At 69.8% G+C, this 21,018-nt stretch carries 22 protein-coding genes; 16 read left to right on the top strand and 6 right to left on the bottom strand.

The genetic code is table 11. From position 1 onward, the window contains the following. The first annotated feature begins 7 nt into the window (after positions 1–7). Positions 8–1,741: an acyl-CoA dehydrogenase gene (locus H0487_RS12465; RefSeq protein WP_183094560.1), complete on the top strand. Its 1,734-nt coding sequence runs from the start codon at positions 8–10 to the stop codon at positions 1,739–1,741. A gap of 7 nt (positions 1,742–1,748) precedes the next feature. Here the strand turns inward: H0487_RS12465 and H0487_RS12460 are convergent, their stop codons facing one another. After that, complete coding sequence (locus tag H0487_RS12460; RefSeq protein ID WP_183094559.1) at positions 1,749–1,943, bottom strand: hypothetical protein; 195 nt, start codon at positions 1,941–1,943, stop codon at positions 1,749–1,751. A 179-nt stretch (positions 1,944–2,122) separates the two neighbouring features. On the opposite strand from H0487_RS12460, the gene H0487_RS12455 reads away from it, so the two are divergent. Beyond that, entirely contained in the window at positions 2,123–3,292 is a 1,170-nt protein-coding gene (locus H0487_RS12455; protein ID WP_312855927.1) for an acyl-CoA dehydrogenase family protein, read from the top strand. A 151-nt stretch (positions 3,293–3,443) separates the two neighbouring features. Here the strand turns inward: H0487_RS12455 and H0487_RS12450 are convergent, their stop codons facing one another. Together H0487_RS12450 and H0487_RS12445 are read right to left on the bottom strand one after the other, a co-directional pair. After that, positions 3,444–4,571, bottom strand: coding sequence for an alcohol dehydrogenase catalytic domain-containing protein (locus tag H0487_RS12450; protein WP_183094557.1), 1,128 nt, complete (start codon positions 4,569–4,571; stop codon positions 3,444–3,446). A gap of 111 nt (positions 4,572–4,682) precedes the next feature. Further along, positions 4,683–5,279 carry a cysteine hydrolase family protein gene (locus tag H0487_RS12445; RefSeq protein ID WP_183094556.1) on the bottom strand — a complete coding sequence of 199 codons (597 nt, stop codon included), beginning with the start codon at positions 5,277–5,279 and terminating at the stop codon, positions 4,683–4,685. Positions 5,280–5,607: 328 nt separating this feature from the next. On the opposite strand from H0487_RS12445, the gene H0487_RS12440 reads away from it, so the two are divergent. From H0487_RS12440 to dmpG, 8 genes are all read left to right on the top strand, one after another. Further along, entirely contained in the window at positions 5,608–7,494 is a 1,887-nt protein-coding gene (locus H0487_RS12440) for an FAD-dependent monooxygenase (RefSeq protein WP_183094555.1), read from the top strand. 45 nt (positions 7,495–7,539) lie between these two features. After that, the gene (locus tag H0487_RS12435; RefSeq protein WP_183094554.1) at positions 7,540–8,487 is read left to right on the top strand and encodes an alpha/beta fold hydrolase; all 948 of its coding nucleotides are present in this window, start codon (positions 7,540–7,542) and stop codon (positions 8,485–8,487) included. Further along, the gene (locus tag H0487_RS12430; RefSeq protein WP_183094553.1) at positions 8,484–9,425 is read left to right on the top strand and encodes a 3-carboxyethylcatechol 2,3-dioxygenase; all 942 of its coding nucleotides are present in this window, start codon (positions 8,484–8,486) and stop codon (positions 9,423–9,425) included. The genes H0487_RS12435 and H0487_RS12430 overlap by 4 nt, the downstream gene beginning before the upstream one ends. A gap of 115 nt (positions 9,426–9,540) precedes the next feature. Next, on the top strand, positions 9,541–10,230 hold the full coding sequence (locus tag H0487_RS12425) for a GntR family transcriptional regulator (protein WP_183094552.1): 690 nt from the start codon (positions 9,541–9,543) through the stop codon (positions 10,228–10,230). Between the two features lie 82 nt (positions 10,231–10,312). Next, positions 10,313–11,032 (top strand): IclR family transcriptional regulator, encoded by a 720-nt coding sequence (locus H0487_RS12420; protein WP_246383461.1) that lies wholly within the window; start codon positions 10,313–10,315, stop codon positions 11,030–11,032. Between the two features lie 95 nt (positions 11,033–11,127). Then, positions 11,128–11,964 (top strand): 2-keto-4-pentenoate hydratase, encoded by an 837-nt coding sequence (locus tag H0487_RS12415; protein ID WP_183094550.1) that lies wholly within the window; start codon positions 11,128–11,130, stop codon positions 11,962–11,964. After that, positions 11,961–12,926, top strand: coding sequence for an acetaldehyde dehydrogenase (acetylating) (locus H0487_RS12410; protein WP_183094549.1), 966 nt, complete (start codon positions 11,961–11,963; stop codon positions 12,924–12,926). The genes H0487_RS12415 and H0487_RS12410 overlap by 4 nt, the downstream gene beginning before the upstream one ends. Beyond that, positions 12,923–13,942, top strand: a complete 1,020-nt coding sequence (gene dmpG / locus H0487_RS12405) for a 4-hydroxy-2-oxovalerate aldolase (protein WP_183094548.1) — start codon at positions 12,923–12,925, stop codon at positions 13,940–13,942. The genes H0487_RS12410 and dmpG overlap by 4 nt, the downstream gene beginning before the upstream one ends. A gap of 142 nt (positions 13,943–14,084) precedes the next feature. Here the strand turns inward: dmpG and H0487_RS12400 are convergent, their stop codons facing one another. Both H0487_RS12400 and H0487_RS12395 read right to left on the bottom strand, forming a co-directional pair. After that, on the bottom strand, positions 14,085–14,768 hold the full coding sequence (locus H0487_RS12400) for a TetR family transcriptional regulator (protein ID WP_312855926.1): 684 nt from the start codon (positions 14,766–14,768) through the stop codon (positions 14,085–14,087). Positions 14,769–14,796: 28 nt separating this feature from the next. Next, a complete protein-coding gene (locus H0487_RS12395) occupies positions 14,797–15,837 on the bottom strand; it encodes a quinone oxidoreductase family protein (RefSeq protein WP_183094547.1) in 1,041 nt (346 codons plus the stop codon). A 59-nt stretch (positions 15,838–15,896) separates the two neighbouring features. Here H0487_RS12395 and H0487_RS12390 point away from each other — a divergent pair, with 59 nt between their 5' ends. Together H0487_RS12390 and H0487_RS12385 are read left to right on the top strand one after the other, a co-directional pair. Further along, positions 15,897–16,517, top strand: coding sequence for a TetR family transcriptional regulator (locus tag H0487_RS12390; protein ID WP_183094546.1), 621 nt, complete (start codon positions 15,897–15,899; stop codon positions 16,515–16,517). Between the two features lie 39 nt (positions 16,518–16,556). Beyond that, positions 16,557–17,738 (top strand): sulfotransferase family protein, encoded by a 1,182-nt coding sequence (locus tag H0487_RS12385; protein WP_183094545.1) that lies wholly within the window; start codon positions 16,557–16,559, stop codon positions 17,736–17,738. Between the two features lie 33 nt (positions 17,739–17,771). Here the strand turns inward: H0487_RS12385 and H0487_RS12380 are convergent, their stop codons facing one another. Further along, the gene (locus tag H0487_RS12380; RefSeq protein WP_183094544.1) at positions 17,772–18,113 is read right to left on the bottom strand and encodes a DUF2784 domain-containing protein; all 342 of its coding nucleotides are present in this window, start codon (positions 18,111–18,113) and stop codon (positions 17,772–17,774) included. Positions 18,114–18,203: 90 nt separating this feature from the next. On the opposite strand from H0487_RS12380, the gene H0487_RS12375 reads away from it, so the two are divergent. The 4 genes from H0487_RS12375 to H0487_RS12360 all read left to right on the top strand — a co-directional run. Further along, positions 18,204–18,770, top strand: a complete 567-nt coding sequence (locus H0487_RS12375; RefSeq protein ID WP_183094543.1) for an OsmC family protein — start codon at positions 18,204–18,206, stop codon at positions 18,768–18,770. Beyond that, complete coding sequence (locus tag H0487_RS12370) at positions 18,770–19,999, top strand: NAD(P)-binding domain-containing protein (protein ID WP_183094542.1); 1,230 nt, start codon at positions 18,770–18,772, stop codon at positions 19,997–19,999. The genes H0487_RS12375 and H0487_RS12370 overlap by 1 nt, the downstream gene beginning before the upstream one ends. Then, positions 19,999–20,388, top strand: coding sequence for a nuclear transport factor 2 family protein (locus H0487_RS12365; protein WP_183094541.1), 390 nt, complete (start codon positions 19,999–20,001; stop codon positions 20,386–20,388). The genes H0487_RS12370 and H0487_RS12365 overlap by 1 nt, the downstream gene beginning before the upstream one ends. Then, positions 20,385–21,018 (top strand): cytochrome P450 family protein (locus tag H0487_RS12360; protein ID WP_183094540.1); only part of this gene is annotated, 634 nt, incomplete at its 3' end. The genes H0487_RS12365 and H0487_RS12360, both read left to right, overlap by 4 nt.

The raw sequence follows: 21,018 nt of genomic DNA, 5'->3' as shown, positions 1-21,018 counted from the left end.
TGGAGCCATGTCGCTCCTCCTGTCGCGCCGTGACCTTGAGTTCCTCCTCTACGAGTGGATCGACGTCGAGCGGCTGACCGCGCGCGAGAGGTTCGCCGAGCACTCGCGGGAGACGTTCGACGCGGCGCTGGAGCTCGCCGAGACGATCGCCACCGAGCACTTCGCACCGCACAACAAGCTCGCCGACGCCCACGAGCCGACCTTCGACGGGGAGCGCGTCCACCTCGTGCCCGAGGTCGCGAGAGCCCTGGAGGTCTACTTCGGGTCGGGGCTGATGACGGCGTCGATGGACGAGGCGGTCGGGGGTGGGCAGCTGCCGCACACCGTGGCCAGTGCAGCGATGGCGTGGTTCCAGGCGGCCAACGCCGGGACGTCGGGCTACCCGTTCCTGACCCTGGCCAACGCGAACCTGCTGCTCGCGCACGGCTCGCCCGAGCAGGTCGAGAGGTGGGTGCGGCCGATGCTGGAGGGCCGGTTCCTCGGCACCATGTGCCTCTCGGAGCCGGGCGCGGGTTCGTCGCTCGCGGACGTGACCACTCGGGCCGAGCCCCAGGCCGACGGGTCGTACCGGCTGTTCGGCAACAAGATGTGGATCTCCGCCGGCGAGCACGAGCTGTCGGAGAACATCGTCCACCTCGTCCTGGCGCGGGTCGTCGGGGCGCCGGCGGGCGTGAAGGGGTTGAGCCTGTTCGTCGTACCGAAGGTGCTCCCCGACGGCACCCGCAACGACGTCACGCTGGCCGGGCTCAACCACAAGATGGGCTTCCGCGGCACCACCAACACGTTGCTCAACTTCGGCGAGCGCGGCGGTGCGGTCGGCGACCTCGTGGGCGAGGAGGGCCGCGGCCTCGCGGCCATGTTCCACATGATGAACGAGGCCCGGATCGGGGTCGGCCTCGGCGCGACCGCGCTGGGCTACACCGGCTACCTCAAGTCACTGCGCTACGCCAAGGAGCGTCTCCAGGGCCGGCCGGTCGGCACGGGAGGCGCCCCGGTGCCGATCGCCGAGCACGCCGACGTGAAGCGGATGCTGCTCGCCCAGAAGTCGTACGTCGAGGGCGCGCTCGCCCTCCTCCTCTACTGCAGCCGCCTCGTCGACGAGGAGAAGACGGCTGCCGACCCGGCCGCCCGGGCAGCCGCTCACCTGCTGCTCGAGGTCCTCACGCCCATCGCGAAGAGCTGGCCGTCCCAGTGGTGCCTCGCCGCCAACGACCTGGCGATCCAGGTGCACGGCGGCTACGGCTACACGCGCGACTACGACGTCGAGCAGCACTACCGCGACAACCGCCTCAACCCGATCCACGAGGGCACCCACGGGATCCAGGCGCAGGACCTCCTCGGGCGCAAGGTCGTCATGGACGGCGGGGCGGGTCTGCTCGCCCTGGTGGGCGCGATCCGGAGCACGATCGAGCGGGCCGGCGACAGCGAGCAGGCGGCGGCGCTGTCGGCCGTCGTCGACCGCGTCGTCGAGGTGACCCGAACGATCTGGGCCCCGGGTGATCCCGAGCTCGGCCTGGCGAACGCGTCGCTCTACCTGGAGGCGGTGGGGCACACCGTGGTCGCCTGGATGTGGCTCGAGCAGGTGCTGGCGGCGGGCGACGCCGTCGGTGACTTCTACGACGGCAAGCGTGCGGCAGCGGCGTACTTCTTCCGCTACGAGCTCCCGCGCACCGCTCCGCAGCTGGACCTGCTGGCGACCCTCGACCGGACCACGATCGATACGCCGACGGCCTGGCTCTGAGGCTCGATCACTGCCCCGACGCGGCGCTCTCGTCGGTGGCCGGGCCGCGGGGAGTCGCGCCGCCCTCGGTCGTCCAGTCGTGGCCCTCGTCGTCGGATCGGGCCGGGTCCGAGGTGTCGTCGTCGGCGGTGCCGGGATCCTCGTGCTGCCCGTCGTCGGGGACGTCGTCCGCGTCGCGGGGGGCGTTCTCGTGCTCGGTCATGGTGGCTCCTCTCGTCCGTTGCGCGGGCGGTACCCAGGGTGCCGCCGGGCAGCCCGGGGTCACTGCCGTCGAGTGACGGGCTCACGAGGGAGCTCTCGATTTGATGGTACGGAATGCCCAAGATATGGTACTCAGTACCATCCGGTCCGCACAGGTCCGGAGCGACGCAGGAGACGCGCGTGTCCGACTTCCCCCTGTACGGCCTGTCCGAGGAGCACCTGGCGATCCGTCACGCGGTCCGGGAGCTGACCGCGTCCAAGATCGCGCCGTTCGCGGCGGCCGTCGACGAGGAGGCCCGCTTCCCGCACGAGGCTGCAGCGGCCCTGGTCGAGACCGACTTCCACGCACCGCACGTCCCCGAGCAGTACGGCGGCGCGGGCGCTGATGCGCTGGCCACGGTGATCGTGATCGAGGAGATCGCGCGTGCGTGCATGTCCTCCTCGCTGATCCCGACCGTCAACAAGCTGGGCTCGATGCCGGTGATCCTCGGCGGCTCGGAGGAGCTCAAGGCCACGTACCTCGGCGCGCTCGCTCGGGGTGAGGGCGGCTTCTCCTACGCCCTCTCCGAGCCCGAGGCCGGCTCCGATGCCGCCAACCAGCGCACGACCGCCGTGCGCGACGGCGACCACTGGGTGCTCAACGGCGTGAAGCGGTGGATCTCCAACGCCGGCGTCTCGGAGTACTACACGGTCCTGGCGCGGACCGACGCCGGCGAGCGGACCAAGGGGATCTCGGCGTTCGTGGTCGAGAAGTCCGACGAGGGCGTCTCCTTCGGGGCGCCGGAGAAGAAGCTCGGCATCAAGGGCAGCCCGACCTGCGAGGTCTACCTCGACAACGTGCGGATCCCGGCCGACCGGATGATCGGCGCCGAGGGCGAGGGCTTCGAGATCGCGATGCGCACCCTCGACCACACCCGGGTCACCATCGCCGCCCAGGCCGTCGGTGTCGCTCAGGGTGCCCTGGACTACGCGCTGGCCTACGCCCAGGAGCGCGAGCAGTTCGGTCGTCCGATCAGCTCCAACCAGGGCCTGCAGTTCCTGCTGGCCGACATGGGCATGAAGGTCGAGGCCGCCCGGCAGCTGACGTATGCCGCCGCCGGCCGGTCCGAGCGCGGCGACGCGGACCTCACCTTCTTCGGCGCCGCGGCCAAGTGCTTCGCCTCCGACGCGGCCATGGAGGTCACGACCGACGCGGTCCAGGTGCTCGGTGGCTACGGCTACACCCGCGACTACCCCGTCGAGCGGATGATGCGCGACGCCAAGATCACCCAGATCTACGAGGGCACCAACCAGGTCCAGCGCATCGTGATGGCCCGCCAGCTGCTCGCTGGGATCCAGTCCCAGATCTGATCGTGTTCTCGCAGGTCACACGGACAACGTAGCCCCGCCGTGCGACTTGCTCGGTCTTGTTCCCGGCTGTCCGCCTTGAGTGAGACGAACCGGGCGAAACGTCGGCCCCGACCCTGATGGCTCGGGGCCGATGTCAGGTTCGCGCGGGTCGTCAGGACAAGAGTGCCTGGTCCGGGGTGATGATGAAGTTGGAGAAGCCGCCGTGGCGGGCGGGGAGGCCGTCGTCGAGGGCTTCGTTGATCTTCTCCAGCGGGAACACGTGGTGCTCGAGGACGGAGAGGTCGAGGGCGCCGGAGCCGGCGAGGTCAGACATCTCCTGACACTCGCCGTTGGTGAACCAGAGGCTGCCGATGACAGAGTTCTGGCTGCACATCATGTGAAACAGGTCGAGCTCGGGATGCTCCATCATTCCGCCGATGTCGACGAGGACTCCGCCGCGGGCGAGGGTGGAGAGCGCTTCGAGGAGGGTCTCCTTCGGGGAGCCCGGGCCGAGGGTCGAGATCACGGCGTCGACGCCTTCGCCGCCGTTGTGCTCGAGGACGAAGTCCTTCAGAGAGCCGTCGCCGACGGCGTGGACCTCGATGCGGTCCGGCGCGAGCGCCTTCACGTCCTGGAGGAGCTCGGCGTTGCGGCCGGTGCCGAAGATCTTGGTGGCGCCCATGGCGAGGGCGTTGAGGACCCCGCCGATGCCGAGGGTGCCGGACGCGCCGTCGATGAGGACGGTCTTGCCGGGGCCGACCTGCGCCTTCTTCAGTGCGGAGTAGGCGGTGCCGAGGTAGCCGAACCGGGCACCCTGCTCGTACGAGACGGAGTCGGGGAGCTTGATGCAGTTCTCCTGCGGGGCCGTCATGTACTCGCCGAGTCCACCGTAGGGGTAGGCGTCGAAGAGCTCCTGTCCGTCCTTGCCGAAGGAGAAGTAGCCCATGAACGTGTACTTGTCGCAGTTCGGCGCTTGTCCGCGCTTGCAGGCGCGGCAGCCGCCACAGGAGATGCCGGGGTTGATGTAGACGCGGTCGCCGACCTTGACATTGGTGACCCGTTCGCCGACCTGGGAGACGACGCCGGCGGTGTCGAGGCCGAAGATGGCGGGGAGCTGCGGGAGCGGGAGGTAGGGGAACCACTCGGCGTAGATGGCGAGGACGTTCTTGAGGTTCGGGACGATGTTGCAGGCGGTGACCTGGACAACAACGTCGGTCGGGCGTGGCTCAGGGGCGGGGACCCGCTCGAGCATCATGGGGTCGCCGATCTTGTGCAGGCGGGCGGCGAGCATGTCGGACATGGGTGTCTCCTGTTCGGGTGGTGCGGAGGGTGCGCTGATCTAGCCCGCGGGTGTCGGACCCCGGGATGCGATGTGTTTGTGGATTTGGCCTGATTCAGGACCCGTGTGACGTCAGGCCAGAGCGGCGATGACGTCGTCGGCGGATACGACCTCGCCGAGCAGCCCGAAGGACGCGATGGTGGCGTCGTGGGTGGCCTGGTCGGCGGCGGAGCAGGCGTCCTCGACGACGACGACGCGGTAGCCGAGGTCGCCGGCGGAGCGGCCGGTGGACTCGACCGAGATGTTGGTGGCGACGCCGAAGATGACGACCGTGTCGATGCCGGAGGCGCGCAGGCGCTCGTCGAGGTTGCTGGACGCGAACGCGGAGACCTTCGGGTTCGCAAGGTTCCAGTCGCCGGCCTCGGGCTTGAGCTCGTCGATGATCTCGGTCGCCGGGGTGTTGTCGAGCAGGCTGCCCTGCTGGGCGACGACGCCGAGGAGCGGGATGTTGGTGACGAGGTCGGCGTGGCCTTCCTTGAAGGCGACGCGGGTGTAGACGACCTGGGCGCCGGCGCTGTGGGCGGCGTCGATGACGCGCTTGGCGACGTCGATGACGCCGCGGCGCTCGATCTCGGCGCGGAAGAACGGCGCGAACGCGCCGTCCGCTCCGACGACGTCGTTCTCCCAGTGGCAGGCGAGAAAGGCGGTGGTGGCCTTGTCGAGGTCCATGGATTCTCCTGAGCGGGTGGTGTGACCTACTAGCGTTCTAGTTGGACGATGACACACGTGTGACCGCCACCACAACCCTTGCTCGCAAATTTGCACGAATGGAGCAGTTTCGCGTCTGTTGAACCGGATGCCAGCTGCGCCCAAGAGGCCAATTCGTCCGCAAGGGTTGACTTCCAAGCGAGCCAACTAGCATGCTAGTGGAGGTGACGCCGATCACTCGGGCGTCGCTGGAGCCTCAGCATCGGGCTCTTCCCGACCAGCGCATCGCACGCTGCCGACTTTCGAGGTCCCCATGAGCACTCCAGTCCAGGATGCGTATCCAGAGCCGATGTTCGAGCCGTTCCACACGGACGCGGACGGCTTCGACACCGAGGTCGTGGTTGTCGGCCTCGGCCCCGCCGGGGGCATCGCCGCAACCGCGCTCGCCACGTACGGGGTGCGTGTGCACGCCGCGACCGTGTTCCCGTGGGTCGCGAACGGCCCGCGTGCGCACATCACCAACCAGCGGGCAGTGGAGGTGTTGCGCGACCTCGGCATCGAGGACACCGCCCGGCAGCAGGCCACGCCGTGGGACCAGATGGGCGACACGCTCTTCACCACCAGCCTGGCCGGTGAGGAGATCTTGCGGCTGCAGACGTGGGGTACCGGGGACCTGCGCCACGGCGACTACCTCAAGGGCAGCCCGTGCACGATGCTCGACCTCCCACAGCCGCTGATGGAGCCCATCCTGCTGAATGCAGCAGCATCGCGCGGCGCCGTGCTGAGCTTCAATACCGAGTACCTCGACCACACCCAGGACGCCGACGGCGTCACCGTCACGTTCCGCGACGGCCGCACCGGTGAGGTGTTCACCCAGCGCGCCCGCTACCTGCTCGGCTTCGACGGCGCCCGCTCACGCATCGTCGACCAGCTCGGCCTCCCCCTCGAGGGCGAGCTGGCCCGCGCAGGCACGGCGTACATCCGCTTCCGCGCCAACCTGACCCAGTACGTCGAGCACCGGCCGAGCATCTTGTACTGGATCTTCAACTCCCACGCTGGGTTCGGCGAGATCGGCATGGGCCTGCTGCGCGCCATCCGCCCGTGGGAGGAGTGGATCGCCGGCTGGGGCTTCGACATGGCCGCGGGCGAGCCCGACCTGTCGGACGAGAAGGTCATCGACCAGATCCGCACCCTGGTCGGCGACCCGAGCCTCGAACCCGAAGTCATGACCAAGTCGGTCTGGTACGTGAACCAGCAGTACGCCAAGAGCTACTCCAAGGGCCGTGTCCTGTGTGGCGGTGACGCCGTCCACCGTCACCCGCCGTCGAGCGGCCTGGGGTCGAACACTTCCATGCAGGACGCGTTCAACCTCGCCTGGAAGGTCGCGTTCGCGGTCAAGGGCTACGCCGGCCCCGGCCTGCTCGAGTCGTACTCGGACGAGCGGGTGCCGGTCGGGAAGCAGATCGTCGCGAGGGCGAACCAGTCCCGCAAGGACTACGCCGGCCTGCGTGAGTGGTTCGACCACGACTCCGAGGATCCGGTCACCGCCGGCCTGACCCAGCTCAAGGCTCCCACCCCCGAAGGTGAAGCACTTCGCGCACGCCTGTACGAGGCGCTCGAGCTGAAGAACACTGAGTTCAACGCCCAGGGCATCGAGCTCAACCAGCGCTACACCTCCTCCGCGGTCATCCCTGACGACACTGTTGGTGAGGAGGAGTGGCCGCGCCACCCCGAGTTGTACCTGCAAGCGACCACCCGTCCCGGCGCGAAGCTCCCGCACGTCTGGCTCGTCGACACCAACGGTCGACGCACCTCCACCCTCGACGTCACCGGCAAGGGACAGATGACGCTGCTGACCGGCATCGCGGGCGCTGCATGGAAGGACGCCGCCGCGAAGCTCGAGCTGCCCTTCCTCAAGACCGTCGTCGTCGGCGAACCCGGCGCACTCGACCCCTACGGCTACTGGCAGCAGATTCGTGAAATCCCCGAGGCCGGCGCCCTTCTGGTCCGCCCTGACGGCTACATCGGCTGGCGACACAACGCCGAGGTCTGGGACATCGACGAGGCCACCACCCTCCTCGAGGCCGCCCTCGACGCCGTGCTGGACCGACCCGAGCACGGCCCCGAGCGTCGCCCGGGTGGCCAGCAGGATCACCAGCAGTACTCCACCCGCTCGGTCGACATCACTGTCCCCTCCCACGCCCCCGAGAGTGCCGCGGGAAGCACGCAGTCCTGACCCGAGCGCTCGACCGCACACGACCGAAGAACCAGGAGCACCTCCATGTCCTCCCCGCAGACTTCCGAACAGTCCCGCCCGTACGCGAGCGTCTGGAACGACCTGAACCAGGTCGAGTTCGCCCAGGGCTTTCTCCAGGCCGGCCCTTACCGCACCCGCTACCTGCACGCAGGAGATGAGTCCAAGCCCGTCCTGCTGTTCCTGCACGGCATCACCGGCCACGCCGAGGCGTACGTCCGCAATCTCGCCGCGCACGCCCAGCACTTCTCCGTGTGGGCGATCGACTTCATCGGCCACGGCTACTCCGCCAAGCCCGACCACCCCCTCGAGATCAAGCACTACGTCGATCAGGTCACCGCCGTGCTTGACACCCTCGGCGCTGAGAAGGCCCACTTCTCCGGGGAGTCCCTGGGTGGCTGGGTGACTGCCCGCTACGCCGCCGATCACGCCGAGCGGGTTGACCGCATCGTTCTGAACACGATGGGCGGCACCATGGCCAACCCACAGGTCATGGAGCGGCTCTACACGCTCTCGATGGAGGCGGCGAAGGAACCGTCGTGGGAGCGTGTCAAGGCACGTCTGGAGTGGCTGATGGCCGACCCGACCATGGTCACCGACGACCTCATCCGCACCCGCCAAGCCATCTTCGAGCAGCCCGACTGGCTCAAGGCGTGCGAGATGAACATGGCGCTGCAGGACCTCGAGACCCGCAAGCGGAACATGATCACCGACGACGACCTGCGCTCGATCCAGGCCGAAGCCATGGTCGTGTGGACGACCAAGGACCCCTCCGGCCCGGTCGACGAAGGCCGGCGCATCGCCTCCCTCATCCCCAACGGCTACCTCGAGGTCATCGAGGAGGCCGGCCACTGGCCGCAGTACGAGAAGCCGGAGACGTTCAACCGCATCCACCTCGATCATCTCCTCGGCCGCGTGTCCGCCGCACGCCACCCCTCCGACGCAGCTGAGAGCGCTGAGGAGGCCGCGTCGTGACTCTCGCGCTCCTGGCCATGAGCCACAGCCCGCTGCTGGAGTTCGCCGACCTCGACGCCGACGTGACGGCCGAGCTCGACCAGACCTTCGCCGCCGCGAAGGACTTCGTCCACGACTATGACCCCGACATCGTCGTCAACCTCGCCCCGGACCACTACAACGGGTTCTTCTACAACCTCATGCCCGCCTTCTGCGTCGGGTACGCCGCCACCAGCATCGGCGACTACGGCTCCCAGGCCGGCCGCCTCGACGTACCGGAGTCGAAGGCGCGCAGCCTGGCCGAGGCCGTGATCGGCGAGGGCATCGACCTCGCGGTGTCGCTGGAGATGGAGGTCGACCACGGAACCGTCCAGCCGATCGAGATCGTGTACGGCGACATCACCGCCAAGCCGTTCATCCCCATCTTCGTCAACTCCGTCGCTCCGCCCTTCACCCCGGTCAAGCGGGTCCGGCAGCTGGGCGAGGCACTCGGCAGGCACCTGGCCGCGTGGGACGAAAAGGTCCTTCTCATCTCCTCGGGCGGCCTCTCCCACGACCCACCCGTGCCGCGCCTTGCGACCGCGACCCAGGCGCAGCGGGCGATGTTGATGGGCGAAGGGCAACCACTGCCGGAGGAGGCCCGAGCGGCCCGGCAGCAGCGCGTCATCGACGCCGCCCGCGACTTCGCCGCCGGTACCGCCGACATCCAGGACCTCGCCCCGGAGTGGGACCGCGAGCTGCTGCGCATCCTCGCCTCCGGAGACCTGTCGCCGGTCGACTCGTTCGACCCCGACGAGATGACCCGCATCGCGGGCAACTCCTCCCACGAGGTCCGCACCTGGATCGCCGGGTACGCCGCCATGGCCGCCGCCGGCACCTACGAAGTCACCCACTCCTACTACAGACCGATCCGCGAGCTCATTGCCGGCTTCGCCATGACCACCGTCGTCCAGACCTGATCGAGTCATCCAGCTCTTCTGTTCCTGCGACTGTCCGCGCACCCACTTGTCGCACCGTAGGAGCGGGCGTTCCAACGCCTAGAGTGAGTCACATCGAGGTCGAAGGAGTCACAACGTGGTCGAGCCACCGGTCCGCCGCACGGGTCAGCGCCTGGGAACCGTCGTCCTCGACGATCTCAAGGAGCGCCTCCTGTCGGGCCAGTACCCAGCCGGGTCGCGCATCTCCATCGAGGAGGTCAAGGCCGAGTTCGGCGTCTCCAAGCAACCTGTCATGGACGCTATGCGTCGTCTGGAGGCCATCGGCATCGTCCAGATCGTGCCCCAGAGCGGGTGCCGGGTCGCGGCCTACACGTCCCAGGAGATCCTGGACTTCTTCAACCTGTTCGGTCGGTTCGAGGGCGAGATCGCCGCCGCTGCGGCGACGCGTCGCACCGAGGCACAGCTCGCCGAGCTCGACGCCACCTGGCAGCGCATCGCCGACCTCGAGCACACCGCCGATGCCACGGCCCGTTCGCGCGGTTACCGGTTCTTGAACCGCGAGTTCCACCTCGTCATCCACCACATGGCCCACAGTCGCGTCATGGCCGAGCTGAGCGAACGCATGTGGGACATGAGCGACTTCTTCATCAACACCATCGGCGGCGCCCAGCACCTCTCGGACGCTCTTTCCCACCGCAACCACGATCACGACGTCATCCGCAGTGCCATCCGCTCCCGCAACGGCGAGGTGGCGCGCGTCGCCATGCAGTCCCACATCGTCGAGACCGTCGCGCTGTTCCGCGACGATCTCGACGAGCCCGCCTGACCGGAACCAGGTCATGACCGCTTCTGGAGCTGACCCGCAAACCTCGGCTCCCGCTGCGCCGCCGTCGGTGCTGGGCAAGACCATGCAGGTACTTCTCGCCTTCACCGTCGAGGAGAACCAGCTGAGCTTCACCGAGCTCCGCATCCGCACCGGCCTGGCAAAGTCGACGTTGCACCGTCTCCTAGCAGACCTCGTGGGAGCGCGGCTACTGGAGAAGACGGTCGGCGGCTACCGGCTGTCACGGCTCGTGTTCGAGCTCGGCATGCGCGCGTCGGTCGAGCGGACCCTGCTCGAGGTGGCCACGCCGTTCCTCGAGGACCTTTACGAGCGCACGCACGAGACTGTTCACCTGGGAGTGCGAGAAGGGCACGAGGTCGTCTACGTCGCCAAGATGGGAGGCCACCGCCAGGCCGACGCGCCCTCGCGCGTCGGGGGTCGGATGCCCATGCACGCCACGGCCATCGGTAAGGCTCTCCTGGCGTGGTCGCCGCCAGACGTCCAGGCAGAGGCTCTGGCCGAGCGGCTCAAGCGCTGCTCGCCCCGCACCGTCGTCAACCGAACGGTGCTGCGCCGCCAGCTCGACGAGGTCGTCGAACGCGGCTACGCCTTCGAGTTCGAAGAGTCAGCAGTCGGCATCACCTGCGTCGCCGCACCGGTCCTCGGTGCTGACGACCTCGCTCTGGCCGGCATCAGTGTCGCCGGCCCCGTCGGACGCTTCCAACCGGCGAAGCATGCCAGCGCCGTTCACGCCGCGGCGGCCGGTGTGGCCGCCACGATGGCACGCCGCGACAGCCTCATCTGAGCCGGCACGCGGGCCAGGAGCAGCTCCGACGGTAGTTCCGGTGACCAGAACCAGACCGTAGGTTTCTGCGGGGGATGGCCTCCACGATTGACCACATGACCCAGCTCGGAACCACCCTCGATGGCGTCGCCGAGGCAGCGACCCGTCTGCACGACGCAGCTGCCTCGCACGTGCCGTGTCCGCCCGTACGTGACCTCATCGGTCCTGACTGCCTCCAGGCCGCGTATGCCGTCCAACGCCGCAACTCCGACGTACGCCTGGCTGCGGGTGCCGTGGTGGTGGGTCGCAAGATCGGGCTCACGTCGCCCGCCGTGCAGGCGCAGCTCGGCGTCGACCAGCCGGACTTCGGCATCTTGTTCTCGGACATGGCCTACGCCGACGGCGAGGAGCTGCCGGCCGATGCGGTCCTCCAGCCGCGGGTCGAGGCGGAGGTCGCTTTCGTCCTCAAGGGCGACCTCGTTGACGGCCCGCTGGACGCCGGCCAGGTACGCGCAGCCGTTGACTACGCGGTGGCCGCGCTCGAGGTGTGCGGTAGCCGCATCGCGGGGTGGGACATCTCCTTCGGCGACACCGTCGCCGACAACGCCTCCGCCGGAGCATTCGTCCTCGGTACGGAGAAGAAGTCGCTTGAGGAGTTCGTCCCGAAGGAGGTCGAGATGAGGATGAGCATCGACGGCGAGGAGGTCTCCACCGGGAATGGCGTCGCTTGCCTCGGTGACCCCATCAACGCACTCGTCTGGCTCGCCCAGCAGGCCCGCGACCTCGGCGAGCCACTTCGCGCCGGCCAAGTCATTCTCTCCGGGGCGCTCGGCCCCATGAAGCCCATCGAGCCCGGCGCTCAGGTCCACGCGGACATCACCGGACTCGGGACGGTGTCGTTGGCGCTCGGCCCCTCCGCTCCGGGCTCGAAGGAGAAAGGACGAACCTCATGACGTCAACGAGCAAGACGAAGGTTGCCATCATCGGCTCCGGCAACATCGGCACCGACCTGATGATCAAGGTTCTGCGCGGCAGCAAGCACCTCGAGATGGGAGCCATGGTCGGCATCGACCCGGACTCCGACGGCCTCGCCCGCGCCAAGCGGATGGGCGTCCAGACGACCCACGAGGGCGTGGAGGGGCTCATGTCGCTGCCGGACTTCGGTGACATCGACATCATCTTCGATGCCACGTCCGCAAAAGGCCATGAGGCCAACGCGGCGAAGCTTGGCCCGCTCGGCAAGCGGCTCATCGACCTGACTCCGGCCGCGATCGGCCCCTACGTCATCCCGGCGGTCAACATCCGTGACCACCTCGACGCTCCGAACGTCAACATGGTCACCTGCGGCGGCCAGGCCACGATTCCCGTCGTCGCCGCAGTCTCGCGCGTCGTGCCTGTCGCGTACGCGGAGATCGTCGCGAGCATCGCGTCGAAGAGCGCGGGCCCTGGCACCCGGGCGAACATCGACGAGTTCACCGAGACCACGTCCGCTGCCATCACGCAGGTCGGCGGCGCGCAGCGCGGCAAGGCCATCATCATCCTCAACCCCGCGGAGCCGCCGTTGATGATGCGCGACACCGTCTTCGCACTCGTCATCGCGCCCGACGAGACCGCTCACCCGCAGATCGTCGACTCGGTGGAGAAGATGGTCGCCGACGTCGCCGCCTACGTCCCTGGCTATCGACTGAAGCAGAAGGTGCAGATCGCGCCCATCCCAGACGACCAGCCCGTCCACACTCTCCTCGAGAGGGGAGCCATTCGGCCGACGCACCAGGTCTCGGTGTTCCTCGAGGTCGAGGGCGCCGCGCACTACCTGCCCGCGTACGCCGGCAACCTCGACATCATGACGTCGGCAGCCGTCCAGATGGCCGAGCGCATCGCCGCCGCGGACGCGACTCGGGAGGTCCTCGCATGAGCACCCCGATCTACGTCCAGGACGTCACCCTGCGCGACGGCATGCACGCCGTCCGGCACCGCATCACCCCCGAGGACGTCAAGCGCATCGTCATCGCGCTCGACGACGCCGGCGTGGACGCCATCGAGGTCGCCCACGGCGATGGCCTGGCCGGCTCCTCGCTCAACTACGGCCCCGGGAGCCACACCGACTGGGAGTGGATCGAGGCCGCCGCCTCCGTGCTCCAGAAGGCACGCCTCACGACCTTGCTGCTGCCGGGGGTGGGGACGATCCACGAGCTCAAGAAGGCGTACGACCTTGGCGTTCGGTCGGTGCGGGTCGCCACGCATTGCACCGAGGCTGACGTGTCTGCTCAGCACATCGCCGCTGCACGCGAGCTCGGCATGGACGTCTCCGGATTCCTGATGCTGTCCCACATGGCTCCGCCCGAGGAGCTGGCGTCGCAGGCCAAGCAGATGGAGTCGTACGGCGCCCAGGCCGTCTATGTCACAGATTCAGGCGGCCGGCTCACCATGAGCGACGTGGTGGCGCGGGTGAAGGCCTACCGTGACATCCTCGAGCCGGAGACCGAGATCGGCATTCACGCCCACGAGAACCTCTCCCTCGCGGTCGCGAACTCTGTGGTGGCTGTCGAGAACGGCGTGTACCGCGTCGACGCGTCCCTGGCCGGTCACGGGGCCGGTGCTGGGAACTGCCCCATCGAGCCGTTCATCGCCGTCGCCGATCTCATGGACTTCAAGCATGGCTGCGACCTGTTCAAGCTTCAGGACGCCGCTGACGACATCGTCAGGCCTCTGCAGGACCGTCCCGTACGTGTCGACCGCGAGACCCTCACGCTGGGCTACGCCGGTGTGTACTCGTCGTTCCTGCGGCATGCCGAGCTCGCCTCGCAGCGCCACGGCGTTGACGTGCGTGACCTGCTCCTCGAATGCGGGAAGCGGAGCCTGGTGGGCGGCCAGGAGGACATGATCTACGACATCGCTCTCACCCTCAGTGGCGGGGAGACAACTGCTTGAATGAAATGGGCCTGTACCTGCCACGATCACCCAGATCTACGAGGGCACCAACCAGGTCCAGCGCATCGTGATGGCCCGCCAGCTCCTCGCCGGGATCCAGCAGGCCGTCTGACGCTCGGCCGCCCCGGTCGGCTCGGCCCGCTCAGTCGGGGGAGTCGCTCAGCGCGGACCGTAGCCGGGGGAGCAGGGTCTCGATGCCCTGCCCGGACCGGAGGACGACCACGGTCGTCCCCTCGTCCTCACTGGACGTGCCGCCGAAGGCCTCCGTGACCGCGCCGAGCGCGGTGGTGAGGTCCTTCTGCGGGGTGCTGGTCTCGCCGCGCAGCCACCGCAGCAGCACGTGGTTGTGGGCCGTGACGATGGCGGCCGCGATCAGGTCGGCGCGCAGCGCGTCGCGGGGGGTGTCGCCCAGCAGGTCGCGCAGGAAGCGCTTGAACACCAGTCGGTAGCGCTGGGCGCTCGCGATCTCGCGCTCGCGCAGCGCGGGGACGACGCTGGTCAGGCCGTAGCGAAGGCGGGCGACCTCGCCCTCGCCCAGGTACTGCTCGAGCACGATCGCCGCGGCGTCGCCCAGGGCCACCCAGGTCGAGTCCGGCCCGGAGGCCGCGAGCCGCGCCTCGATGCGGGCGAGCAGGTCCTCGTGGTCGGGGAAGACCACGTCCTCCTTGGAGCCGAACGTGCGGAAGAACGTCGTACGGCCCACGCCGGCGAGGCGCGTGATGTCCTCGATCGTCGTCGAGTCGAAGCCCCGCTCCGCGAACAGGGAGAAGGCGGCCGCGGTCATTCGGTCCCGCGCGCTGCGCCCCGTCGTCTCGCCGTCCTCCACGCCCCGCACGGTAGCGGAGCCCGCCTGGTCAGGCGGTGTCGGCGACCCGGACGACCGTGCGGCCGACGGACCGGCGGTGCTGGTGGTCGTCGAGGGCGGCGGGAGCGTCGGCGAGGTCGACGACGCGCCCGACATGGGGGCGCACCGTGCCGTCGGCGACCCAGGCGAGCAGGGCGGTGTGGACCTCGTCGCCGGTCGCCCGCTCGAAGGGGTGCAGGCCGAACCGGCGCAGCATCGGGTCGACGTGCTCGACCCACGCGGACAGCACGCCGACGACGGAGAAGTTGCCGATCCCGACCATCCGCAGCGGGTGGCCGGACATCCCGGCCTCCGGGTCGCCGGTGAAGCCGAGCGGCAGGTAGCGGCCCTCGCGGGCGGTGCAGGTCCACAGCCGGCCGGTGAGCTCCCCGCCGACCAGGTCGGCGACGACGTCGGCGCCAGCGTCGACGGTCGCGCCGAGGACCGCCTCCGGCAGCGACGCCGGGTCCGGGTCGAGGACGGTCTCCGCGCCGAGGGACCGGCACAGGTCCGCCTTCTCCGGGGTGCTCGCGGTCGCGAGGACCCGCGCCCCCAGGGCCGAGCCGACCTGGATCAGCGCCGAGCCGATGCCGCTCGCGCCCGACGTCACCAGCAGGGTCTCGCCCGATCGCAGGCCTGCTCGGAGGGCGAGCGCGAGGTACGCCGTGTGGAACGGCAGCAGGAAGCCGCCCGCAGCCACGTCGTCGAGCTCCGGCGGTGCGGCGAAGACGCCCGCGGCCGGCGCCACGGCCAGCTCGGCGAGACCCCCGAACGCGTCCTTGCACACCGCGACGACGCGCTGCCCGACCCACCGCTCCGCGCCGTCGCCCGCGGCCTCGACGGTGCCGCACACATCCATTCCCAGGGTGTACGGCGGCTCCTTGCCCATCGTCACCAGCCCGCCCAGGCAACGCTGGACGTCGCCGTTGTTGAGCGCGCCGGTCGCGACCCGGACGAGCACCTCGCCGGGGCCGGGCCGCGGGGGTTCGATGTCGGTCACGGCGAGCACGTCGATCGGGTCGCCGTGCCGGGTCACCTGCAGCGCACGCATCGGGATCCTCCGGATCGATGGACAACAGAAGTTGATACTCCGTATCATTTTCTACCATCATGGATGCAGTCGCACCAGCCTTCCCCGAGGCGCCGGGACGCCGGGAGCTGAACCGGGTCCGCACCCGCCAGGCCATCGCCGACGCAGCGGCCCGGCTGGTGGCCGAGCGCGGGATCGACGCGACCACCGCCGACGACATCGCCGCCGCGGCGGGGATCGGCCGCGCGACCTTCTTCCGGCACTTCGAGTCCAAGGAGCTCGCGATCGCCACGGGCCTGTCCGGCGCGGCGCTCTTCGTGCTGGTCGGGATCCTCGACGAGGTCCCGGCCGACGTCGGCGCGATGGACGCCGTACGGCGCGCGTCGGCCCGGTTGGGGGAGGACTACGACGCGCAGCGGGCCATGTTCCTCGAGCAGGCGCGCTTGAGCTGGTCCTCGCCGAGCATGTTCGCCTGGACGCTCCACCTCTACGTCGAGTGGGAGGCGGCCATCGCCGCGGCCGTCGCGCCGCGGTTCGCCGACCTGCGGCCCGGTGATCCTCGCCCGCGTCTCGTCGGAGCGCTGGTCATGGCCGCCTGGCGACTGGCTGTCGACACCTGGGTCGCCGGCGACGGTGCCGACCACCTGCCGCGGCTCATCCAGGCCCACCTCGCCGCCGTCGCCCTGACCGACCCCACCTGACCGACCCCACCTGACCGCCGCCCCGACCCAGGAGTGCCCATGCCCGAGACCGTCGCCGCCCGTGCCGAGCGGCTCGTCGCCGCCGCCATCGAGACCGCCGGAGCCGAGGACTTCGGCGCCGACACCTGGCGCGAGGGGCTGGACCTCTACCTCGCCGACCTCGAGGAGCACGCGCGACTCAACGAGATCGGCGTCGGCGTCGCCGAGGACGGGGTCGTCGCCGACCTCACCACCCGGCTGCGGATCGAGGCCTGGCGCAAGGAGCACCCGGTCGTCGCCGAGCAGGAGATCCGCCGGCCGATCATCATCGTCGGCCAGCCCCGGACCGGTACGACGATCCTGCTCGACCTGATGGCGCAGGACCCGGCCAACCGGGCGCCCCTGAGCTGGGAGGTCGAGCGGCCGGTGCCGGCCCCGCGGACCGCGTCGTACGACGACGACCCGCGGATCGCCGAGTGCCAGGCCCAGTTCGACCTGGTGGACTCCTTCATCCCCGGGTTCGCGGCGTTCCACGAGCTCGGCGCGACGTTGGCGCAGGAGGACGTGCGGATCTTCACCGGCGACTTCAAGTCGATGCAGCACTCGCTCCAGTTCGAGGTGCCGACCTACAACCACTGGCTGCTCCACGAGGCCGACATGAGCGCGGCGTACGCCTATCACCGACGCTTCCTCCAGCACCTCCAGTCCGAGCACCACGGCGAGCGCTGGCTCCTGAAGTCGCCGGCGCACCTGTGGTGCCTGCCGGACCTGATGAAGGAGTACCCCGACGCGATCGTGATCCAGAACCACCGCGACCCGCTCAAGGTGATCGCCTCGATCAGCGCGCTCGGCGCGAGCCTGCGGGAGATGACGACCGACCACTTCGAGGTGACCGACCTGGCCCGGCAGTACGGCGAGGACATCGTGCTGGGCCTGGACCGTGCCCTGGCGGCGCGCGCCGACGGCGTCTTCGCCACCGGCCGGGTCATCGACGTGCGCTACCAGGACATCCGGCACGACCTGATCGGGGCGGTGGCGCGGATCTACGACGAGATCGGGATCGAGCTCACGGCCGAGGCGGAGGCGCGGATGAGGGCGTTCCTCGCCGCACACCCGGGCGACCAGGGCGGCAGCCTCAAGCGCTACACGTTCGCCGACACCGGCCTGGTCGAGGGCGAGCTGCGCGAGCGGGTCCGGGCCTACCAGGACCATTTCGACGTGGAGTCCGAGCCGCTCGACTGAGCAACGCTGCGGGCGCGCCGGGGGTGGGGGCGGTCAGCGGGTCGCGAGCGCCAGCCACGAGGTGAAGACGACGCCGCCGACGGCGACCTCGACCCGGCGCGACCAGCGGCGTGGATAGACCCGGCCCTCGAAGTAGTGAGCCACGAAGCCCTCCTCGTGGAGCAGCGGTCGGCCGGCGCCGGCCCGGCCCCAGTCCTCGAGCCGGGACAGCGGGCAGGCCGCGCGGGTGACGGCCATCCGTCCACCCCAGGCGGCGGCGGCGATGTGGGGCATGAGCAACCACGGGATGACGAGCGAGAGCAGTCCGCCGACGATCGTGAAGCCGACGAACAGCAGATGGGCCCCGAGGGCGATCCGGGCGACGAACCGGTGCACCTCCCCAGCGTAGGCGGTTGCCCATCGGGGACTCCGTGCTACCTTAAAAAGAGTAAGTTACTAGACAAACAAATCTTAAGGGGAGCAGAGATGACTGAGACCACTGCGACGATCGACAACGGCGTCAACGTCGAGGCGCTGCTGGGCGCGCGCGGCGCGATCACCGAGGACCCGGCGTTCGGCCAGTTCACCTGGCGGGCCACCAACTCCTGGGTCAACGGGACCCACAGTCGCGGCGAGGTGGAGCGCTTCTACGGCTTCTCCGACGAGCAGGCGCACTCGAAGAAGTTCACCTTCGACGCCGACCACCCGCTCCAGTTCGCAGCCGAGGACCACGGCGCGACGCCGGTCGAGATCGTCCTCGTCGCGCTCGGCGGCTGCCTCACCGGCGGTGTCGCCTCGATCGCCCAGCAGCGCGGCATCCAGCTCCGTTCGGTGACGGCGACCATCGAGGCCGACCACGACCTGCGCGGCATCCTCGGCGCGGACCCCGACGTCCCCAACCGCTTCAGCGCCGTGCGGGTCGACTACACGATCGACGCCGACGCCTCTCCGGAGGACGTGCAGGCCCTGGTCGCGCAGTCCCAGAAGCGGTCCGCGGTCTTCGACCTGCTGACCAACCCGACCGCCGTCACGGTGAAGGTGGCCAGCATCTGATGCAGTCCGTCACGACCGTGGTGATCGGTGCGGGCCACAGCGGTCTCGCCGCGAGCCGGCTCCTTGCCGAGCAGGCGATCGACCACGTGGTCCTCGAGCGCGGGGAGGTCGCAACCTCCTGGCGCACGCAACGGTGGGACTCCCTGCGTCTGCTCACGCCCAACTGGATGAACCAGCTGCCGGGTCTGTCGTACGACGGCCCGGACCCCGACGGATTCCTCACTGCCCCCGAGGTCGTCGAGCTGGTCAGCGGGTATGCAGCGCTCTCGCCGGTGCTGACCGGCACCACGGTCACGTCAGTCCAGCCCGACGGTGTCGGGTTCCGGGTCGCCACCGATGGTGGTGCGTGGAGTGCCCGGACCGTCGTGGTCGCGGCGGGACTGACACGAGGGGTGGTGCCGCCGGTGGCGAGTGCGCTTCCCGGCGGCATCACCTCTCTGCACGCGATCGACTACAAGCGCCCCGACCAGCTGCCCGAGGGCGGCGTCCTCGTCGTGGGAGCCTCGTCCAGCGGCGTCCAGATCGCCGAGGAGCTCCAGGCGTCGGGCCGGCCGGTGACGCTCGCGACGGGCGAGCACGTCCGCCTGCCGCGGCGCTACCGCGACCGCGACATCCTCGGGTGGATGGACACCGTCGGCATCCTCGGTGAGCGCTGGGACGAGGTCGACGACCTGGTCCGGGCGCGGAGCCTGCCGTCGCTCCAGCTCATCGGCGGCGACCGGACGATCGACCTCAACAGCCTGCAGGACCAGGGCGTCCGGCTGGCCGGCCGCCTCGGCGGCATCCAGGGCGACGTCCTCCAGCTCGCCGGCTCGCTGCCCAACGTCTGCACCCTCGCGGACCTCAAGCTCAACCGGCTCCTCGCCACCATCGACGCCTTCGCGGGCGGCACGGGCGAGCGGTCCGAGCCGACCCGCGTCCCGGACGCGCCGCTGACCCTGGACCTGCGCTCGGGCGAGATCCGGTCGGTGGTGTGGGCGACCGGCATCAAGCCGGACCTGTCCTGGCTCGACGTCCCGACGTACGACGCCAGCGGCCGGGTCAAGCACGACGGCGGTGTCAGTCCCTGGCCGGGCCTCTACTTCCTGGGGCTGCCGGTCCTGCGCCGGCGGCGCTCGACCTACCTCGCAGGGGCGGCCGCCGACGCGATCGACATCGTCGCCGAGCTGCGCGGGCACCTCGCCCGTCGTGCCACGGAGCGTTGGTCCGTCGCACAGCGGAGCGCCTGATGCGGACCGATCGTCGCGCGGCCGCGATCGGCGTGCTGGTGGCGACCCGCGACCTCGACGGACTCGGGCGCCACCTCACCGAGGACGTCCGGCTCCGTGCCCTGCTGCCGGGCGGCCCGGTCGAGCACCACGGCCGCGACGAGGCGCTCAAGCGGTTCGACGAGTGGTTCGGCGACCGGGAGTCGGTGGCGCTGGAGGAGGCCGACGGCGAGCTCGTCGGCGACCGGCTGCTCGTCCACTACCGGCTGCGGTTCGAGCCGAGCCCGGACCAGGCCCAGGACCAGGGCCCGGCCCGGGTGCTCACGCAGACCTGGGTCGCGTCGATCGACGAAGCCGGGCTGATCTTCCGGGTGGACCTGGTGTGCTCCGGATTCCGGGAGGTCGTGTGAGCCAGCAGGTCCACGACCCCCTCCAGCGCTGGGGCGACTACGACCGCGACAACCCGTTCCCGCTGTTCGCGCGCGTGCTCGACGCAGGTCCCGTCCACGACGTGACGTTGGCGGACGGTCATCGCGCGTTCCTGGTGGTCGGCCACGCCGCAGCCCGCGAAGCGCTGAACCATCCCGACCTGTCCAAGGACATGGAGGCGGCGATGGACGCCGCGGGCTCGGTCGTCGCCGAGGGCCTGCCCGGGCGCGACTTCGCCCGCCACATGCTCAGCGTCGACCCGCCCGACCACAAGCGGCTGCGGGACCTCGCGAGCCCGGCGTTCACGCGGACCCGGCTGACCACCCTGGAGCCGCGCATCGAGGAGACGGTCGCCCGGCTGCTCGACCGGCTCGAGGAGCACGCCGGACCGGTCGACCTCGTCGCCGGCTTCGCCCTGCCGCTGCCGTTCTCGGTCATCGGCGAGCTGCTCGGGATCGACGCCGACGGCCAGACCCGGCTGGCCGGCTGGTTCGCGACCCTGATGGCGCCGTACGCCGGCAGCCTCCAGACGGCCGAGGCGGTGGCCGCGTCGGGGGCCATCGTCGGCTACCTCAACGAGCTGGTGGACAAGCGCCTGGTCCAGCCGACCG

The organism is Nocardioides stalactiti (assembly GCF_014180715.1).
GTDB classification, from domain to species: domain Bacteria; phylum Actinomycetota; class Actinomycetes; order Propionibacteriales; family Nocardioidaceae; genus Nocardioides; species Nocardioides stalactiti.
The sequence above is the reverse complement of the archived record's forward strand: the minus strand, read 5'-3'. Positions and strand labels throughout refer to the sequence as shown.

Bases quoted from the DNA above. Each gene is read 5' to 3' on its own strand.
- H0487_RS12415 (WP_183094550.1), top strand. From the start codon at position 11,128: ATGACCCAGCTCGGAACCACCCTCGATGGCGTCGCCGAGGCAGCGACC.
- H0487_RS12375 (WP_183094543.1), top strand. From the start codon at position 18,204: ATGACTGAGACCACTGCGACGATCGACAACGGCGTCAACGTCGAGGCG.
- H0487_RS12460 (WP_183094559.1), bottom strand. From the start codon at position 1,943: ATGACCGAGCACGAGAACGCCCCCCGCGACGCGGACGACGTCCCCGAC.
- H0487_RS12370 (WP_183094542.1), top strand. From the start codon at position 18,770: ATGCAGTCCGTCACGACCGTGGTGATCGGTGCGGGCCACAGCGGTCTC.
- H0487_RS12445 (WP_183094556.1), bottom strand. From the start codon at position 5,279: ATGGACCTCGACAAGGCCACCACCGCCTTTCTCGCCTGCCACTGGGAG.
- H0487_RS12385 (WP_183094545.1), top strand. From the start codon at position 16,557: ATGCCCGAGACCGTCGCCGCCCGTGCCGAGCGGCTCGTCGCCGCCGCC.
- H0487_RS12440 (WP_183094555.1), top strand. From the start codon at position 5,608: ATGTTCGAGCCGTTCCACACGGACGCGGACGGCTTCGACACCGAGGTC.
- dmpG (WP_183094548.1), top strand. From the start codon at position 12,923: ATGAGCACCCCGATCTACGTCCAGGACGTCACCCTGCGCGACGGCATG.
- H0487_RS12450 (WP_183094557.1), bottom strand. From the start codon at position 4,571: ATGTCCGACATGCTCGCCGCCCGCCTGCACAAGATCGGCGACCCCATG.
- H0487_RS12410 (WP_183094549.1), top strand. From the start codon at position 11,961: ATGACGTCAACGAGCAAGACGAAGGTTGCCATCATCGGCTCCGGCAAC.
- H0487_RS12395 (WP_183094547.1), bottom strand. From the start codon at position 15,837: ATGCGTGCGCTGCAGGTGACCCGGCACGGCGACCCGATCGACGTGCTC.
- H0487_RS12365 (WP_183094541.1), top strand. From the start codon at position 19,999: ATGCGGACCGATCGTCGCGCGGCCGCGATCGGCGTGCTGGTGGCGACC.
- H0487_RS12465 (WP_183094560.1), top strand. From the start codon at position 8: ATGTCGCTCCTCCTGTCGCGCCGTGACCTTGAGTTCCTCCTCTACGAG.
- H0487_RS12420 (WP_246383461.1), top strand. From the start codon at position 10,313: ATGCAGGTACTTCTCGCCTTCACCGTCGAGGAGAACCAGCTGAGCTTC.
- H0487_RS12435 (WP_183094554.1), top strand. From the start codon at position 7,540: ATGTCCTCCCCGCAGACTTCCGAACAGTCCCGCCCGTACGCGAGCGTC.
- H0487_RS12390 (WP_183094546.1), top strand. From the start codon at position 15,897: ATGGATGCAGTCGCACCAGCCTTCCCCGAGGCGCCGGGACGCCGGGAG.